The organism is Luteimonas colneyensis, from assembly GCF_014836665.1.
In the GTDB taxonomy this organism is placed as follows: domain Bacteria; phylum Pseudomonadota; class Gammaproteobacteria; order Xanthomonadales; family Xanthomonadaceae; genus Luteimonas; species Luteimonas colneyensis.
Genome location: NZ_JACSQJ010000001.1, coordinates 162,681 through 179,303, shown reverse-complemented (window position 1 = coordinate 179,303; position 16,623 = coordinate 162,681). Strand labels below are relative to the sequence as shown.

The window sequence follows — 16,623 nt, the reverse complement described above, 5'->3', positions numbered from 1 at the left end:
GGTCAAGCCGCCTGCGGGTCGGCGGCCACGGCCTACTGCTTCCAGAGGACCGGGGCGGCCAGCGCGCCCAGGCGGGCCTGGTCGAGGATCTCCAGCTCGCGGCGGTCGACGTTCAACAGGCCGTCGGACTGGAAGCGCTTGAGCACCCGGCTCACGGTTTCGGGCGCCAGCCGCAGGTAGTTGGCGATGTCGGTGCGCGCCATCGTCAGCTGGAAGCGGTCGGCCGAGAAGCCACGGGCGGCCAGGCGGCGGGACATGGTGACCAGGAAGGCGGCCATGCGCTCGTCGGCGGTCCAGTCGCCCGAGAGCAGGGCGGCGCGCCCGATGTCGCGGCTGAGCAGGCGGAACAGGTGCTGCTGCAGGCCGGGCAGGCGGCCGGCGAGCACCGAGATCTTCGGGAACGAGAAGCGGCACAGCATCACGGTGTCCAGCGCCACCGCGTTGCAGGGATAGGTGTCGCCGTCGATGCCGTCCAGGCCGATGACCTCGCCCGGGAAGTGGAAGCCGAGCACGTGCTCGCGTCCGCCCGGATCGATGATGTAGGTCTTGACCGTGCCCGCGCGCACCGCCGCGATCGCCTCGAAGGGATCGCCGACGCGGAAGACGTGGTCGCCGGCGTGCAGCGGGCCGACGTGCTCGACCAGCATGTGCAGCTCGCCCAGCGAGGCCTTGTCCATGCCCTGGGCCATGCACGCCTGCGAGAACGCGCAGGTGGAGCAGAAATGGAACGCGTCCCCGTCGTCGGCCAGGATGCTGGGATCGACGCGCGGAAACGCGACCTTGTCGTTCACCACGCCGTGGCCTCCCGGGGCGTCAGATCGCGCGGGAGAAGCGGGGCCGGCTGTCGGATTCGGCGGGGGCGGGGGTGAGGTAGCGGTCGAAGCACATGGCAATGTTACGCAAGAGCAGGCGTCCGCGCCCAGTCACCTTGATGCGATCGTGCTCGACGCGGACCAGGCCGTCCTCCTCGAGCGGCTTCATGCTGGCCAGCGAGTCGGCGAAATAGTCCCGGAAATCAATGGCGTGCCGACGCTCCAGTGCGCCCATCGGGACCTCGGCCTGGCACATCAGCTGCTGGATCAGGTCGGCGCGGATCACGTCGTCCTCGTCGAGCTGCATGCCGCGGAACACCGGCAGCCGGCCCTCGTCGATGGCGAACTGCCACGAGGGCAGGTCGCGCGGGTTCTGGCTGAAGGTGTCGCCGATGTGGCTGATCGCGCTCACGCCCATGCCGATCAGGTCGCTGTCGGCGTGGGTGGTGTAGCCCATGAAGTTGCGGTGCAGGCTGCCGCGGGCCTGGGCCATGGCCAGGTCGTCGTCGGGCAGCGCGAAGTGGTCCATGCCGATGTACTCGTAGCCACCGGCCGAGAGCCTGGTGATCGCCAGCTCCAGCAGGCCGAGCTTCTGCTCCGCGCTGGGCAGGTCCTCGGCCTTGATCTGGTTCTGCGGACGGAACACGTCGGGCAGGTGCGCATAGCCGTAGACGGCCAGGCGGTCCGGGCGCATCTCCAGCACCGTGTCGAGCGTGCGCGCGAAGCCCTCCGGATTCTGCTTCGGCAGCCCGTAGATCAGGTCGACGTTGACCGAGCGGAAGCCGTTGGCGCGGCAGGCGTCGACCACCGCGCGGGTCTCCTCGACCGACTGGATGCGGTTGACCGCCTGCTGCACCACCGGATCGAAGTCCTGCACGCCGAAGCTGGCCCGGTTGAAGCCGATGCGGCCGAGTTCGGCGATGTCGGCCGGCGACACGAAGCGCGGGTCGAGCTCGATCGAGATGTCGCTTTCCTCCGGGCGCGCGAAGTGGAACTGGCGGCGCAGCGCGTCCACCAGCTCGCCGATCTGCGACGGATCCATGAAGTTCGGCGTGCCGCCGCCCAGGTGCAGCTGCACCACCTCGCGGTCGCGGTCGAACAGCGCCGCGGTCATGTCGATCTCGCGGTACAGGCGCGCCAGGTAGGTCTCGGCGCGCGACTTGTCGCGGGTGATGATGCGGTTGCAGCCGCAGTAGAAGCAGGGACTGACGCAGAACGGAACGTGCACGTACAGCGATAGCCGGCGCGGGATCGGATCGCCGTTGCTGGCGGCCGCCGCCTCGCGCAGCTGCGCCTCGCCGAACGCGTTGCTGAACTGCGGCGCGGTGGGGTAGGAGGTGTAGCGCGGCCCCGGCCGGTCGTAACGGCGGAGCAGCTCGGCGTTGAAGGGCAGGGAGGCGTCCATGGGATGGAATACTGCCGCAGCCCCGGGGGGCATGCCTTGACTCGGGTCAAGCCCTGCGCCGCGCGGTGGCGTTTCCCGACGCCGTGCGCTTGCGCTGGCTCAATGCCGTGCGCGCCGGGCTGGGCTAGCATTCGCGCTCCCAGCATCCGCGATGGCACCGGAGCCACGATGAACACCACAGCACGTCTTGTCCGATCGATCCCCGCCACCGCCGCGCTCGCGCTGGCCATCGGCGCCTTCGCCGGCACTGGCGCCGCCCTGGCATCCGGGCAGGACGCCGGCAGCCGCGTCGAAACCGTGGTCCAGGCCGAGATCGCCGTGCGCGGCGAGGTGACCGCCATCGACCGCGACGCACGCCTGGTCACGCTCGAGACCGGCACCGGTTCGCGCATCCTGCCGGTGGATCCGCGCGTGGCCGACTTCGAACACCTGCGCGTGGGCGACGTGATCGACGTCCGCTACCACCGTTCCGTCCTGTTCGACATCCAGCCCGCGGGCTCTGCCGAGCCCGGCGCCTACATCGCCGAGGAAGGCCGCCGGGCCGATCGCGACCTGGGCGTGCCCGCGCGCATCGGCGAGCAGGAAGTGACCGTCCTGGCCGAGGTGGTCGAGGTCGACGCCGAGCGCGGGAATTTCTCCGTCCAGGGCCCGGATGGCAGCGTGCGGACGCTGCATGCGGAGAAGCCGGATCACCGCGCCGCCGTCGCCAGGATCCGCGTCGGCGACCTGCTGCGCGTGCGCTTCCGCGAGGGCCTGGCGGTGTCGCTGGCGAAGGTGGAGATGCACTGAGGCAAGCCGTGGCCGGAGCCTCCGGCCGCGACCAGCGTGACGGGATTCGCCGACGGCAGGGAGGCCGCATGCGCGAGCGATGCAGGAACAGGACGCGTCTGGCGCGGGTGTGCGCCGGCGCGATCCTCGCGATGACGGCCGTGCCCGCGTCGGCGCAGACCGTGCAGAAGTGCGTCGCCGTCGACGGACACGTCACCCTCACCAGCGGTGCCTGCGGGGCAGGGCAGCGGCTGGCCGCCAGCTACGGCGCCGTGCCGGAACCTGTCGTGAAGGCTGCCGCCCGCCCGCGGCCGGTGGCGGAGTCGCGGACGCCGCGAGTGGCAGCGCGTAGCGGTGGGTCGACCACCCGGACAAAGCGCACGCCCGACCGCTGCCAGGCCGCGCGCGACCGCCGCGAACGCACCCTGCAACGGGTCGGACTGAAGCGCACGTTCGACCTCCTGCGCAGGCTCGACGACGAGGTCTGGCAGGCCTGCCGCTGAGCGCCGGCGGGACATGCCGCGGGCTCAGCCGGCGGCGAAGCCCTCCGCCACCAGCTTGCCGATCACCGTGCCGCTTTCCAGCAGCCGGTGCGCTTCCATCAGCGTGGCCGCATCGATCGTGCCCAGTCGGCGGCCGAGCGTCGTGCGCAGCGTGCCCGCGTCGACCAGCCGCGACACGTCGTCGAGCAGCGCGCCCTGCGCCCCGATGTCCGGCGTGTCCGACATCGAGCGGGTGAACATGAATTCCCAGTGCACCGACACGCTCTTGCGCTTGAACAGGCCGATGTCGAAGCTGGCCGGGTCGTCGATCAGCACCATGCGACCCTGCGGCGCGATCAGCTCCGCGATCTGCGCCAGGTGCCGGTCGGTCTGCGTGGTCGAGAACACGAAGGCCGGGGCGCCGAGGCCGAGCGCGGCCACCTGCGCCGCGAGCGGCTGGCGGTGGTCGACGACGTGGTGCGCACCGAGGCCGCGGACCCAGTCGGCGGTCTCTGGCCGCGAAGCCGTCGCGACCACGGTCAGTCCGGTCAGCCGGCGGGCCAGCTGGATCGCCATGGAACCGACGCCGCCGGCGCCCCCGACGACGAGGATCGCCGGCGCCGCGCCCGGCACCTCGCGGCCGCGGACGTCGAGGCGGTCGAACAGCGCCTCCCAGGCCGTGATCGCCGTGAGCGGCATGGCCGCCGCCTCCGCCCAGTCGAGCGAGCGCGGCTTGCGGCCGACGATGCGCTCGTCGACGAGATGGAACTCGGCATTGGTGCCGGGGCGGGCGAGGCGCCTGCGTAGAAGACCTCGTCACCGGCACGGAAGCGCCCGGCGTCGGGACCGGCATCCACCACCACGCCGGCCGCGTCCCAGCCCAGCACCTTCCAGTCACCGGGCTCCGGCGCGGCGGTACGGCGAACCTTGGTGTCGACGGGGTTCACGGAGACCGCGCGGACCTCCACCAGCAGGTCGCGTCCCGTCGCCACCGGGCGGGGACGCTCGATGTCGACCAGCGCATCCGTGGCATCGATGGGGCCTGGTGTCCGGTAGCCGACGGCACGCATGGCGCATATCCTCTGGAACGGAGCGGAAATCCTACTCCGGATCGCCGAAGGAACCGCTTGGACAGGCTGCGCTACTGGTTGCTGCTGACGATCTCCAGGAGGCCGAAGGCCTTCGTGCGGGGGGCTGGCGTCCTGGTCGCCGTGCTGCTGGTGGCGGGCGCGCTGGCCGCCATGGTGATGGTGGACCACGGCCGCACGGCGCAGCGCCACGCCGAAGCCCTGCGCATCTTCGAGGGCATCACCGCCGAAAGCACCGCGCTGCTGGACGATCTGTCGCGCGACGACGGCCTGGACTGCAGCTACGAAAGCCTGGCCTACCTCAACACCCGGCTGCTCGAATCCCGCTACCTGCGCGAGATCGGCCTGCTGGACGCCGACCGTCGGCTGGTCTGCTCGACCGCGCTCGGCCGCCTGGCGGAGCCCGTCAAGGGCGACTACCCGGTGCACGTCTCGCGATCGGGGCTGGAACTGCTGGACGACATCCCGCTGACGATGGCCGGCAAGAAGCTGAAGGCCACCATCATCCAGCGCCCCCCGGTCAACGTCGTGGTGAGCCCCTATGCCACCGACGACCTCAACGCCCGCGCCGACGTCCTGTGGCTGCGCACGACGGAGGGCCTGGTCGCGCTCCACGCCGGCGTCGAACCCCGCCTGTTGCCGGCCATGCGGGCGCGGGCAGGGCGCCTGGCCGCGTCCGGCGCCTCGCCGCGCGGGCTGGGCTATGAGCTCGTCACCATGTCCGAAGGGCAGGACCTGGTGCTGCAGACGCAGCGCGGCCTCCCGGCGATCCTGATGCGCGGCGGCGCGCTGTTCCCGCTGCTGCTGGCGGGCTCGCTGCTGATCGCCGCGCTGGCGGCCGGGACCATCGCCCCCTACGTGGCCAGGCTGGGCCACCTGCGCAACCGCATCGGCTTCCTGTGCGACGAAGCCCACCTGGCCCTCGTCTACCAGCCCTTGTTCGAGCTTGCGACGGGGCGTCCCGTCGGCTGCGAAGTCCTCGCACGGCTGAAGGAGGGAGATAGCCAGTGGCTGCCATCGGTCATGATCCCGGCCATCCTCGGCGCAGGCCTGGAGCGGCGCTTCGACCACGCGGTTGCCCGCAAGGCGATCGCCGAACTGTCGGCGCACCTGCCGTCGATCGACGAACGCTTCGGCATCGCCCTGAACTGCTTCCCGCCGAGCGTCGATGCGGCCACCCTGGCACCGGTGCTGCAGGGCGCGCTGCAGGCGTCGGGACGCCGCGATCTGGACGTGTGCGTCGAGATCACCGAGCACAGCCTGGCCAGCGACCTGGTCAAGGAAGTGCAGGGACTGCAGGCCCTCGGCTTCCTGGTCGCGGTGGACGACTTCGGCACCGGCTACTCCAACCTGAAGTCGGTCACCCGGCTCTCGCCGGACCTGCTGAAGATCGACGGCTCGTTCGTCTATGAGCTCGAGGACGCGACGCTGCGCGCCAGCCTGATCCCGGAAATCGTCCGCATCGCCAAGGCCGTGGACGCGGAGACCGTGGCCGAGGGAATCCAGAACGCGCGGCAGATGCAGCTGTTGCTGGCGGAAGGCGTGCGCTATGGCCAGGGGTTCGGGCTGGGGATGCCGATGCCGGTGGAGGAGTTCGTGGGTTTTGTTGCGGAGCGGTTGGCGGATGGACATCGCGAATGACATAATGTGCATTATGCGAAGTCATGGACAGGTCAGGCCAAGGGTCCATGGGTGAACTTCTGGCCTATCTGACGCTGTTCGTCATCGCCTTCGGCGCCGCGACCCTGCTTCCACTGCAGTCGGAGGCCGTGCTCGTCGGCCTGCAGCTTTCGGGCTATCCGGCGGTACCGCTCGTACTCGTCGCCGGCGTGGGCAACGTGCTCGGCTCAACCGTCAACTGGTGCGTCGGTCGCGCGATCGAACGCTTCCGCGGCCGGCGCTGGTTCCCTGCGACCGATGCCCACCTCGAGCGCGCCCAGCGCAGCTACCGCCGCTATGGCAGATGGTCCCTGTTGCTGAGTTGGGCCCCGGTGATCGGCGACCCGATCACCCTGGTCGCAGGCGTCATGCGCGAGCCGCTCCCGCGGTTCCTCCTGCTGGTCGGCATCGCCAAGTTCGGCCGCTATGCGGTCCTGGCGTTCACAGTGCGCGCGTCCAGCTGACCTGCCCCGCTCAATGTCCGCTCTCGGCCAGAAGCGGACGTTAGCTCTTGCTTCAAACTCTGAAGCTGTTCTCGAAGACAGCAATGGGCGAGAAGTCGATCTGCCCGGAGGCGTGCCGCAATGTCAGGATCACGATCCCTGTCCAGACAAGAACACGGAAGCCGATATCTAGAAAAAGATTGCCCTTGAGCCGATCGTCAAACCAGGTCTTGTCAGTTGCCACCACTACTCCATTACCAGATGCCCCTGCCTAGCTGCCGGCGTGATCATTCCGGCGAACCTTGGCCGTGGCTCCCTCAGTCACCCGCCCCCTGCTGCTCCGGATGCGCAGCCACCGCATCCATCACCCGCGCCGAGTACACCAGCGCGGCACCCGCGTTCAACGCCACCGCGACGCCGAGCGCCTCCGCGATCTCCTCGCGGGTCGCACCATGTTTCAGCGCGGCGTCCACGTGCAGGGTGATGCAGCCGTCGCAGCGCGTCGTCACGGCGACCGCCAGCCCGATCAGCTCACGGGTCCTGGCATCCAGGTGCTGCGTCCTGGCGCCCGCACCGCTGAGCGTGGCGTAGCCGCGCACGGTATCCGGCGACAGCTTGCCGATCTCGCCGATCCGGCCCTTGAGTTCGTCCCGATATGCGTTCCAGTCGAGCATGGCAGGTCTCCGTCGGTGCGCCATCCGGCGCGGATTGACGTCCGCAAGATACGCCCCTCATCGGGCGCGGTGATCCACGCCCTCCCCCACCGCAACGACTTCGCCGGCGGCGTCAGTACGCCGCGGCCGCCAGCAGCGGCACGGACTCATCCCAGTGCGCCCGCCCGCCCAGCGCCAGCATCTCGAACAGCACCGTCGCACCCGCCACCTCCGCGCCCTGCCGGCGCATCAGCGAGCGCGCGGCCAGCAGGGTGCCGCCGGTCGCGAGCACGTCGTCCACCAGCAGCACGCGGGCGCCCGCCGGCAGGGCATCCACGTGCACTTCCAGGCGGTCGGTGCCGTATTCGAGCGCGTAGTCCTGCGACAGGGTGTCGGCCGGAAGCCGCCCCGGCTTGCGCACCGGGACGAAGCCGGTGCCGAGCGCCTGCGCCAGGGCCGCACCGAGGATGAAGCCGCGGGATTCGATACCGACCACCGCGTCCAGCCCGGCCTCGCGCCAGGGTTCGACCATCGCCGCGACCGCGGCCGCGAAGCCTTCGGCATCGGCCAGTACCGGGGTGATGTCCTTGAACAGGATCCCGGGCCGGGGAAAGTCGGGAATGTCGCGCACCAGGGCCTGCCACTGCTTCATCTGAACTCTCCGTCCCGCGGCCGGCGAGTTTGAGCCTCCCCGGCCCCGAAGCCAAATCGTCGCCGGTGGCGTGAGGGTGGCCGTTCGGAGAGCTGAAATATTGGCGTCATATGATCAGGCGTTGCCCCAGGCCAGCAGGTCGCATCGATGCCACGGAACCCGCGAATCGCCCCGGTCGCAGCCGCGATCACCACCGCCATGCTCATGGCAGCTGCGCCCGCGACGGCGCAGCCGGCTCCCGGCGTCGCTGCCGGCAGCGCAGCCCCAAGCTGCACGCTGACCGCGTTCCGCATGCGTTCGGACTTCGAGTCTCTTCTCAACGACAGCACCGACTGGGCCGGCGCCACCAACGAGGCGTTGGCGGTCAGCGCCGACCAGCCCTTCCGCCTGCGCCTCGAGCTTGAGGCGGAAGGCCCGGCCGGGCAGCCGCGGAGGTTCTGGCTCCAGTACCGCCACAACGGCGGCGAATGGACCGACCTGCAGGCCGCCGACTTCCCCTACCCGCTGGTCACGCCGCCGATCAGCGTGGTCGCCAACGGGGAATACGCGCCGGGCGAGGCCACCCTGGACCTGCTGTCCGGTTCCCGGGCGCCCTTCCATCCCGGCGCCGGGATCGTGGCGGAAGCCGCGACGCCGTCCTGGACCGGCGGCAGCGCACACGGCGAGTGGGAATGGCCGCTGGTGGTCCGTCGCTTCTCCGACCAAGCACGCACCAATGACACCGGCGACACCTATGAGCTGCGCGTCGCCGACGCCTTCGGCATCTGCAGCAGCACGGTCGTGCCGACGCTCACGGTCACCGTTCCCGACGGGCTGCTCGGCGGCACCTTCGTCGAGACCCCGGGCCCCATCGGCCCCTGGCAGGCCGGCAACGGTGACCTGTACTTCCTGATGGAGCCGGCCGAAACCAGCAACGTGCTGATGGTGGTGAAGTCCAGCGACGGCGGCCGCAGCTGGCGCGAGGTCGACGGCGGCCACCGCCCGGCCACGGGCGACCTCGAGGGCTTCGCCACCGTGCTCGGCGGCGACACCGTGCACATGCTCCACCAGACCTCGGAGGCGGTCTTCCACCACGCCTTCCGCACCTCCGACCATCCGACCGCACCCGACGCCTGGGCCGTCCGCGACGAGCAGCTGGCCGCGCCGGAGGAGCCGCCGATCCAGGTGGCGGCGCTGGCCGCGCGCCCCGACGGCCGCCTGCTCGGCGTCTACGGCACCCCCACGCACATCGAAGTCCGGATCCGCGACGCGAGCGGCCGCTGGAGCGATGCCACGGTGATCGACCCGGACAGCGATGCGCTCCTGTCGGGACCGATGCTGGCCACCGGCGAGGACGGCGTGGTGCACCTCGCCTACACCGACCGCCGCGGCAACGCCTGGTACCGGACCATCGGCCACGACGGCCGCCCCGGTCCGCGCCAGCACGTGGCCGACGGGCTCGGCCGCGCCGAAAGCGACGTCGGCTCCATCCTGCCGCTGGTGTACCTGCCCGACACCGACACGCTGATGGTCATCTACCGCCTGGCCAACGGGGCGCTGCATGAACGCCGCTCGGTCGGCGGCGCGCCGCTGGGCGAGGCGCGCGTGGTGACCGACCGCGTCGTCATCCAGGGCGCGGTGGACTCCGACCAGACCGCCGCCGACGCGATCGCGCTGGACGGCCGCGCGCAGGTGCTGTTCGTCGACGCCGACTCCGGCAGCCTGTTCCACGTCGCCACCGGTGCCGACGGCGAATGGGGGCCGGCCACGCTGCAGGTGGACGACATCGACGGCCAGTGGGTCCGCGGACGGCCGGTGCGGCGCGCCGACGGCAGCCTTGTCTACGGCTATGTGTATGACGCCGGCTCCAACGGCGGCTCGGGCCTGAACCGCTATGGCGAAGTGGAGCCGGGGGCGTCGCGGGCGGAGTGAAGGCCGCTGGGCGCGCGAGCGACCGCCGCCGCAGCGCCTCCGGCACCCGACCGGCAAGCACCGTCATACTGGTCCCCGCGGCCCTGCTGGCGCACCCTGCTTCACGCGCACCCCACGCATCCCAAGGAGACCCCCATGACGATCAAGGCCTACGGCGCCCACGCCGGCGACAAGCCGCTGGAGCCCATCGACATCACCCGCCGCGCCACGGGCGCGCACGACGTGCGGATCGACATCGCCTTCTGCGGCGTCTGTCATTCCGACCTGCACCAGGTCCGCGCGGAGTGGGCCGGCACCGTCTTCCCCTGCGTGCCGGGCCACGAGATCGTCGGCCGGGTGTCGGCGGTGGGCAGCGAAGTCTCCGCGTTCAAGGCCGGCGACCTGGTCGGCATCGGCTGCATCGTCGACAGCTGCCGCGGCTGCGACGAGTGCGCCGACGGGCTGGAGAACTACTGCGACGGCATGGTCGGCACCTACAACTCCCCCACGCCGGACCCGCCCGGCCACACGCTGGGCGGCTACTCGCAGCAGATCGTGGTGCACGAGCGCTACGTGCTGTGCATCCGCCACGCCGAGGACCAGCTGGCCGCGGTCGCGCCGCTGCTGTGCGCGGGCATCACCACCTGGTCGCCGCTGCGCCATTGGCAGGTCGGCCCGGGCAAGAAGGTCGGCGTGGTCGGCATCGGCGGGCTGGGTCACATGGGCATCAAGCTCGCGCACGCACTGGGCGCGCATGTGGTCGCGTTCACCACCTCGGAGTCCAAGCGCGAGGCGGCGCTGGCGCTGGGCGCGGACGAGGTGGTGGTCTCGCGCAACAAGGTGGAGATGGCCGCACACCGCAAGAGCCTGGACTTCATCCTCAACACGGTGGCCGCGCCGCACGACCTCGACGCGTTCCTGGCGCTGCTCAAGCGCGACGGCGCGATGACCCTGGTCGGCGCCCCGGCCACGCCGCACCCCTCGCCAAACGTCTTCAGCCTGATCATGAAGCGCCGCTCGCTGGCAGGCTCGCTGATCGGCGGCATCCCGGAAACCCAGGAGATGCTCGACTTCTGCGCCGAGCACGGGATCGTGGCCGACATCGAGATGATCCGCATGGACGAAATCAACGCCGCCTACGAACGCATGCTCAAGGGCGACGTGAAGTACCGCTTCGTGATCGACAACGCGTCGCTGGCCGGCGATGCGACGACGCGCACCGGCGACGAGCGCAGCTGAGGGCCACGCCCGCCCGATCGCCATGATCCCCGAGCCGCACGCCGCCCTCGAACTCCAGCGCAGCCTGGTGCTGGTGCTGGACCTCTGCGGCACCTTCGCGTTCGCGGTCAGCGGCGCGACGGCCGCGGTGCGCCGCCGCCTGGACATCTTCGGTGTGCTGGTGGTGTCGTTCGCGGCCTCGACCTTCGGCGGAATCAGCCGCGACCTGCTGATCGGGGCGACGCCGCCGGCGGCCATCCAGGACTGGCGTTACCTCGCGGTCGCGATCGCGGCGGGCGTGATCACGTTCTTCTGGTCGCAGCTGGTGGAGCGGCTCCGCAACCCGGTCCGGCTGCTCGATGCGGTCGGGCTGGCCTTCTTCGCGGTCGCCGGCACCGAGAAAGGGCTGGCGTTCGGGCTCAGTCCGCTGATGGCCGCGCTGATGGGCATGCTCACCGGCATCGGCGGCGGCATTGCGCGCGACGTCCTGGTGGCCGACGTGCCGGTGGTGCTGCGCGCCGAACTCTATGCGGTCGCGGCGCTGGTGGGCGCCGGCATCGTGGTCGGCGGGCATCTGCTGGGACTGCCGGTCGTGGCCACGGCGGTGGCGGGAGGGCTGGCCTGCTTCGCGCTGCGGCTGCTGGCCCTGCGCCGGGGGTGGCGACTGCCGGTGGCCGGCGGAGCGCCGCCGCCGGACGGGGATGCGTGACCGCCTGTTGATCCGGGACAGGTCGGGTACGGGCGCCAGGCGCTAGACTTGGCCACCATGCGCCTGTCCTCCCCTCTCCTGCGGATCCTGCTGGCCCTGGCCCTGGTCGTGAATGCGATCGGTGGCGCGGTGGCCGGCGTGGCCGGCAGCGCGGCCATCGGGCACGCGGAGGCGGCTTCCGTGGACGTCGCCACTGCGGCATCCCACTGCGGCGAAAGCCCGTCGGAACATCCCGTCGTGCCGGAGCGCCCCGTTTCCCCGGGCGGCCACCCTTGCCCGTCTTCCGGCGAGGACGACTGCAGTGACGACGCGCAGTGCCTGCAGGCCTGTACGCATGCGTGCGTGGCGCTCCCCCCGCGCTTCGCGATCGGCGTGCAGGTGAACGCGGCCAGCCCGCTGCATCCGTTCACCCGGGGACTTCCCTCGCCGCCCACGCGCAGCCCGATCCGACCTCCCATCGCCTGACCCCGGCGCCTTGCACGGCGCTTTCCGCGGCCGCCCCGTCGGGTCGGCCTTTCCATCGGACGTCGGGCCGCGCATGCCGCGGCGACGACGGGTGAACAGGAGATTCCATGCACCTTCCCCATTTTCCGGGCGATACGCCCGCCCCTGGCCGCCGCCGCTTCGTGCAGGGCCTGGCCGCCGGCGGCATCGCCGCGGCGCTTGGCCTCAGGCCCGGCGCCGGCCACGCCGCGCCACTGCCCACGCCGGTGCTGTCGGGTTCGACCTTCGACCTCGCCATCGGCCGCTCGCCGGTGGACTTCACCGGGCGCGCGCGGCTGGCGACCACGGTCAACGGCAGCCTGCCGGCGCCGATCCTCCGCTTCCGCGAGGGCGACACCGTCACCCTGCGCGTGGCCAACCGCCTGCGCGACGCCTGGAGTTCGATCCACTGGCACGGCCTGCTGCTGCCCGCGAACATGGACGGCGTGCCCGGGCTCAGCTTCGACGGCATCGCGCCGGGCGACACCTGGACCTACCGCTTCGACGTGCGCCAGTCGGGCACCTACTGGTACCACGGCCACTCGATGTTCCAGGAGCAGGCGGGCCTGTACGGCGCGCTGGTGATCGACCCGCTGGAACCGCCGCCTTACCACCACGACCGCGAGCACGTGGTGCTGCTGTCGGACTGGACGGACATGGATCCTGTCGCCCTGTTCCGGCGCATGAAGAAGGATGCCGCCTACGACAACTACTACCGGCTGACGGCGGCCGACTTCGTGCGCGACGCGCGCGAGCGCGGCGTCGCGGCGGCGTGGCGCGAGCGGGCGATGTGGGACCGGATGCGGATGACGCCCACCGACATCTCCGACATCAACGGCCACACCTACACCTATCTGCTAAACGGCACTGCGCCCGCGGGCAACTGGACCGGGCTGTTCCGGCCCGGCGAGAAGGTGCTGCTGCGCTTCATCAACGGCTCGGCGATGACCTACTTCGACGTGCGCATCCCCGGCCTGAAGCTGACCGTGGTGGCGGCCGACGGCCAGTACATCCACCCGGTCACGGTGGACGAGTTCCGGATCGCGGCGGCGGAGACCTTCGACGTGCTGGTCGAGCCGTCCGGCCAGGACGCCTACGCGATCTTCGCCCAGGACAGCGGCCGCACCGGCTATGCGCGCGGCACGCTGGCGGTGCGCCACGGCCTGGCGCCGCCGGTGCCGGCGCTGGATCCGCGGCCGCTGCTGACCATGGACGACATGGGCCACGGCGGGATGGACCACGGCGGCCACGCGGCGATGGGGCATGGCACGCCGGCGGCACCGGCAGCCATGGACCACTCGGCGCATGCGGGCCACGGTGGCATGGACCATTCGGCGCACGCGGGCCATGCGGCCGGCGCCGGTGGAATGGAGCACGGCAGCGGCGGCATGCAGACGCATCCGGCGAGCGAGGATGGCCATCCGCTGATCGACATGCAGGCCATGTCGGTGTCGCCGAAGCTGGACGATCCCGGCGTGGGCCTGCGCGGCAACGGCCGCACGGTCCTGACCTACGGTGCGATGCGCAGCCTGTTCGCCGATCCCGACGGTCGTGACCCGGGGCGCGAGGTCGAGCTGCACCTGACCGGCCACATGGAGAAGTTCGCCTGGTCCTTCAACGGCGAGAAGTTCATGGACGCGGCGCCGCTGCGCATGGTCTACGGCGAACGCCTGCGCGTGGTGCTGGTGAACGACACGATGATGTCGCACCCCATCCACCTGCACGGCATGTGGAGCGACGTCGAGGACGAACGCGGCGGCTTCCACCTGCGCAAGCACACCGTCGACATGCCGCCCGGCACCAGGCGCGCCTTCCGCGTGCGCGCCGACGCGCTGGGCCGATGGGCCTTCCACTGCCACCTGCTGTATCACATGGAAGCCGGGATGATGCGCGAAGTGCGCGTGGAGGAACGGGCATGAAGCGCACAGCCACCACGCACGCTGCAGCCGCCATCGCGGCTGCCCTGGCCTTCGGGATCACGGGCCCGGCGGCTGCGCAGGACCACGCCGGACATGCCGCGATGGACCATTCAAAGATGGACCATTCAAAGATGGACCATTCGAAGATGGACCACTCGGGAATGGACCATTCCGGGATGGGCGATCCGGCGACCGGACACCCTGCCAGCCATGCCGGGCCGCACGGCACCTCCTCCACGCCGATTCCGCCGCTCACCGACGCCGATCGCGCCGCCGCCTTCCCGACGCTCACCCGCCACATGCAGCACGCGCCCAAGGTCAACCGCTACCTGCTGTTCAACCGACTGGAAGCCTGGGACGAGGATCACGGCAGCGGCCAGGCCTGGGAGGCGCAGGGCTGGATCGGCACCGACACCGATCGGCTTTGGCTGCGCTCGGAAGGCGAACGCGAAGGCGGCGACACCCACGCGGCCGACCTGGAACTGCTCTATGGGCGCAGCGTGTCGCCCTGGTGGGACCTGGTCGCGGGCGTGCGCCACGACTTCGCCCCCGGCGACTCGCGGACCTGGGCCGCGTTCGGCGTGCAGGGGCTGGCGCCTTACCTGTTCGAGGTTGCCGTCACCGGCTATCTCGGCGAGTCAGGCCATGCCGCTCTGGCCGCCGAGGCCGAGTACGAACTGCTGCTCACCAACCGACTCATCCTGCAGCCGGTGCTCGAGGCGACCGTGCATGCGAAGGAGGACGTGGCGCGCGGCGTCGGCGCCGGCCTGTCGACGGTCGAGGCCGGGCTGCGCCTTCGCTACGAAGTGAACCGCCATGTCGCTCCGTATCTCGGCGTCAGTCACGAACGCGCCTTCGGTGACACGGCCCGCCTGCGCCGGGCCGGGGACGCGCCGTCGCGCGAGACCAGGCTCGTCGCCGGTGTAAGAATCTGGTTCTAAATCAATAAATTGGAGAATATTCATGACTCTTGACTTCACCAACGGCAGGACGATGATGACGCTGCTCCTGGGCGCGGCCACCGCGCTCGCCGCCTGCAGCGCGGGCAGCACGCCCCCGCCCTCCTCGTCGGCCGGAACGCCGTCGACACAGCCCGCCGCCCCCTCCACCGCGCCCCTGGCCAGCGCCCCGGCCCACAGCCCCCTCCCGGCGTCGGACGCCGACGCCATCGGTGCGCTGATGGTCGTGCACAAGCATCCGAGCTGCGGCTGCTGCGTGCTCTGGGTCGACCACATGCGCGATGCGGGCTTCTCCGTCGAGGTGCGCGACCACGAGGACATGGGCCCGATCAAGCAGGGCGCCGGCGTGCCCTACGCAAAGGGTTCCTGCCACACGGCGGAAATCGATGGCTACTTCATCGAAGGCCACGTGCCGGCCGCCGACGTGAAGCGCCTGCTCGCGGAACGGCCGGACGCGCGCGGCCTCACCGTGCCCGGCATGCCCGCGGGTTCGCCCGGGATGGAGATGCCCGACGGGACCGTCCACCCCTACTCCGTCGAGCTCGTGCACCGCGACGGCAGCACCAGCGAATACGCGCGCCACGGCGAGTGATCGTTCCGGCAGCGGCGGCTCAGCCCATGTGCTGGCCGCCGTTGACCGCGATGTCGGCGCCGGTCATGTAGGCCGCGCCTTCGCTGCAGAGGAAGCCGACCACCGCGGCGATCTCCTCCGGCCTGCCCAGGCGCCCCATCGGCACCTGGGCCACGATCGACTCCACGATCTCCGGCTTCATCGCCATCACCAGCGAGGTGCCGACGTAGCCGGGCGAGACGCTGTTGACGGTCACGCCCTTGCGCGCCAGCTCCTGCGCCAGCGCCTTGGTGAAGCCCTGCACGCCGGCCTTGGCCGCGGAATAGTTGGTCTGCCCGAACTGGCCCTTGGTGCCGTTGACCGAGGAGATGTTGACGATGCGGCCCCAGCCGCGCTCGGCCATGCCATCGGCGAAGGGCCTGGTGACGTTGAACATCGAGTCCAGGTTGGTGCGCAGCACCGCGTCCCACTTCGCCTTGTCCATCTTGCGGAACGTCGCGTCGCGGGTGATGCCGGCGTCGTTGACCAGGATGTCGATCGCGATGCCGGCCTCCTCCAGCCGCGCGGCCAGGGCCTGGCAGCTGTCGTAGTCGGCCACGTCCACGGGTTCGACGCGGACGTCGCGGCCGAGCGCAGACTGGGCGTCGCGCCAGGTGGCCGGGTCTTCGACGCCGTCGAAACAGGTCACGACGACGCGATGGCCGGCGTCGTGCAGCGCGATCGCGATGGCTTCGCCGATGCCGCTGGTCCCGCCGGTGACAAGCGCGGTGCGCGGGGTCGGGGTGTGGGACATTCGATGCTCCAGATGGACGGTCAAGCCGCCCAGTATCGCGCGCCGCGCGCGTCACCGAAATTTCTTTGCAGCAATGTGTTGACGACTCCCGAAAGCGTGCCTACAATTTGCGGCTCCCA

The 16,623-nt window shown here is 70.8% G+C and carries 17 protein-coding genes and 1 pseudogene; 11 read left to right on the top strand and 7 right to left on the bottom strand.

All coding sequences use genetic code 11. The features are described from left to right. Positions 1-32: 32 nt before the first annotated feature. Entirely contained in the window at positions 33-791 is a 759-nt protein-coding gene (locus H9645_RS00820) for a helix-turn-helix domain-containing protein (RefSeq protein WP_318240466.1), read from the bottom strand. A 22-nt stretch (positions 792-813) separates the two neighbouring features. Further along, a complete protein-coding gene (gene hemN, locus H9645_RS00815) occupies positions 814-2,217 on the bottom strand; it encodes an oxygen-independent coproporphyrinogen III oxidase (RefSeq protein WP_191727845.1) in 1,404 nt (467 codons plus the stop codon). 168 nt (positions 2,218-2,385) lie between these two features. Between hemN and H9645_RS00810 the strand changes: the two genes are divergently transcribed. Both H9645_RS00810 and H9645_RS00805 read left to right on the top strand, forming a co-directional pair. Then, on the top strand, positions 2,386-3,006 hold the full coding sequence (locus tag H9645_RS00810; protein ID WP_191727844.1) for a hypothetical protein: 621 nt from the start codon (positions 2,386-2,388) through the stop codon (positions 3,004-3,006). Between the two features lie 131 nt (positions 3,007-3,137). After that, positions 3,138-3,488, top strand: coding sequence for a DUF4124 domain-containing protein (locus tag H9645_RS00805; RefSeq protein WP_191727843.1), 351 nt, complete (start codon positions 3,138-3,140; stop codon positions 3,486-3,488). A 24-nt stretch (positions 3,489-3,512) separates the two neighbouring features. On the opposite strand, the pseudogene H9645_RS00800 reads toward H9645_RS00805, so the two are convergent. Then, positions 3,513-4,537 (bottom strand): annotated as a pseudogene (locus tag H9645_RS00800) (zinc-binding alcohol dehydrogenase family protein). Between the two features lie 57 nt (positions 4,538-4,594). Between H9645_RS00800 and H9645_RS00795 the strand changes: the two are divergent. Together H9645_RS00795 and H9645_RS00790 are read left to right on the top strand one after the other, a co-directional pair. After that, on the top strand, positions 4,595-6,196 hold the full coding sequence (locus H9645_RS00795; protein ID WP_191727842.1) for an EAL domain-containing protein: 1,602 nt from the start codon (positions 4,595-4,597) through the stop codon (positions 6,194-6,196). Positions 6,197-6,255: 59 nt separating this feature from the next. Next, complete coding sequence (locus H9645_RS00790) at positions 6,256-6,678, top strand: YqaA family protein (RefSeq protein WP_225217952.1); 423 nt, start codon at positions 6,256-6,258, stop codon at positions 6,676-6,678. Between the two features lie 52 nt (positions 6,679-6,730). Here H9645_RS00790 and H9645_RS00785 read toward each other — a convergent pair whose 3' ends face one another. From H9645_RS00785 to H9645_RS00775, 3 genes are all read right to left on the bottom strand, one after another. After that, positions 6,731-6,901, bottom strand: coding sequence for a hypothetical protein (locus H9645_RS00785; RefSeq protein ID WP_191727840.1), 171 nt, complete (start codon positions 6,899-6,901; stop codon positions 6,731-6,733). Positions 6,902-6,974: 73 nt separating this feature from the next. Continuing rightward, positions 6,975-7,331, bottom strand: coding sequence for a carboxymuconolactone decarboxylase family protein (locus H9645_RS00780; protein WP_191727839.1), 357 nt, complete (start codon positions 7,329-7,331; stop codon positions 6,975-6,977). 112 nt (positions 7,332-7,443) lie between these two features. Next, positions 7,444-7,962 (bottom strand): adenine phosphoribosyltransferase, encoded by a 519-nt coding sequence (locus H9645_RS00775; RefSeq protein ID WP_191727838.1) that lies wholly within the window; start codon positions 7,960-7,962, stop codon positions 7,444-7,446. 291 nt (positions 7,963-8,253) lie between these two features. Here H9645_RS00775 and H9645_RS00770 point away from each other — a divergent pair, with 291 nt between their 5' ends. The 7 genes from H9645_RS00770 to H9645_RS14095 all read left to right on the top strand — a co-directional run bounded on the left by H9645_RS00770 (position 8,254) and on the right by H9645_RS14095 (position 15,732). Continuing rightward, a complete protein-coding gene (locus H9645_RS00770) occupies positions 8,254-9,873 on the top strand; it encodes a sialidase family protein (RefSeq protein ID WP_191727837.1) in 1,620 nt (539 codons plus the stop codon). 135 nt (positions 9,874-10,008) lie between these two features. Further along, positions 10,009-11,091, top strand: a complete 1,083-nt coding sequence (locus H9645_RS00765) for an NAD(P)-dependent alcohol dehydrogenase (protein ID WP_191727836.1) — start codon at positions 10,009-10,011, stop codon at positions 11,089-11,091. 22 nt (positions 11,092-11,113) lie between these two features. Beyond that, positions 11,114-11,779 carry a trimeric intracellular cation channel family protein gene (locus H9645_RS00760; RefSeq protein ID WP_191727835.1) on the top strand — a complete coding sequence of 222 codons (666 nt, stop codon included), beginning with the start codon at positions 11,114-11,116 and terminating at the stop codon, positions 11,777-11,779. 57 nt (positions 11,780-11,836) lie between these two features. Beyond that, positions 11,837-12,244 (top strand): CopL family metal-binding regulatory protein, encoded by a 408-nt coding sequence (locus H9645_RS00755; RefSeq protein ID WP_225217951.1) that lies wholly within the window; start codon positions 11,837-11,839, stop codon positions 12,242-12,244. 107 nt (positions 12,245-12,351) lie between these two features. Then, positions 12,352-14,181 (top strand): copper resistance system multicopper oxidase, encoded by a 1,830-nt coding sequence (locus tag H9645_RS00750; protein ID WP_191727833.1) that lies wholly within the window; start codon positions 12,352-12,354, stop codon positions 14,179-14,181. Further along, complete coding sequence (locus H9645_RS00745; RefSeq protein ID WP_191727832.1) at positions 14,178-15,122, top strand: copper resistance protein B; 945 nt, start codon at positions 14,178-14,180, stop codon at positions 15,120-15,122. The genes H9645_RS00750 and H9645_RS00745 overlap by 4 nt, the downstream gene beginning before the upstream one ends. 22 nt (positions 15,123-15,144) lie before the next feature. Further along, entirely contained in the window at positions 15,145-15,732 is a 588-nt protein-coding gene (locus tag H9645_RS14095) for a DUF411 domain-containing protein (RefSeq protein ID WP_225217898.1), read from the top strand. 19 nt (positions 15,733-15,751) lie between these two features. Here H9645_RS14095 and phbB read toward each other — a convergent pair whose 3' ends face one another. Further along, positions 15,752-16,504: an acetoacetyl-CoA reductase gene (gene phbB / locus H9645_RS00735; protein ID WP_191727831.1), complete on the bottom strand. Its 753-nt coding sequence runs from the start codon at positions 16,502-16,504 to the stop codon at positions 15,752-15,754. Positions 16,505-16,623: the final 119 nt, after the last annotated feature.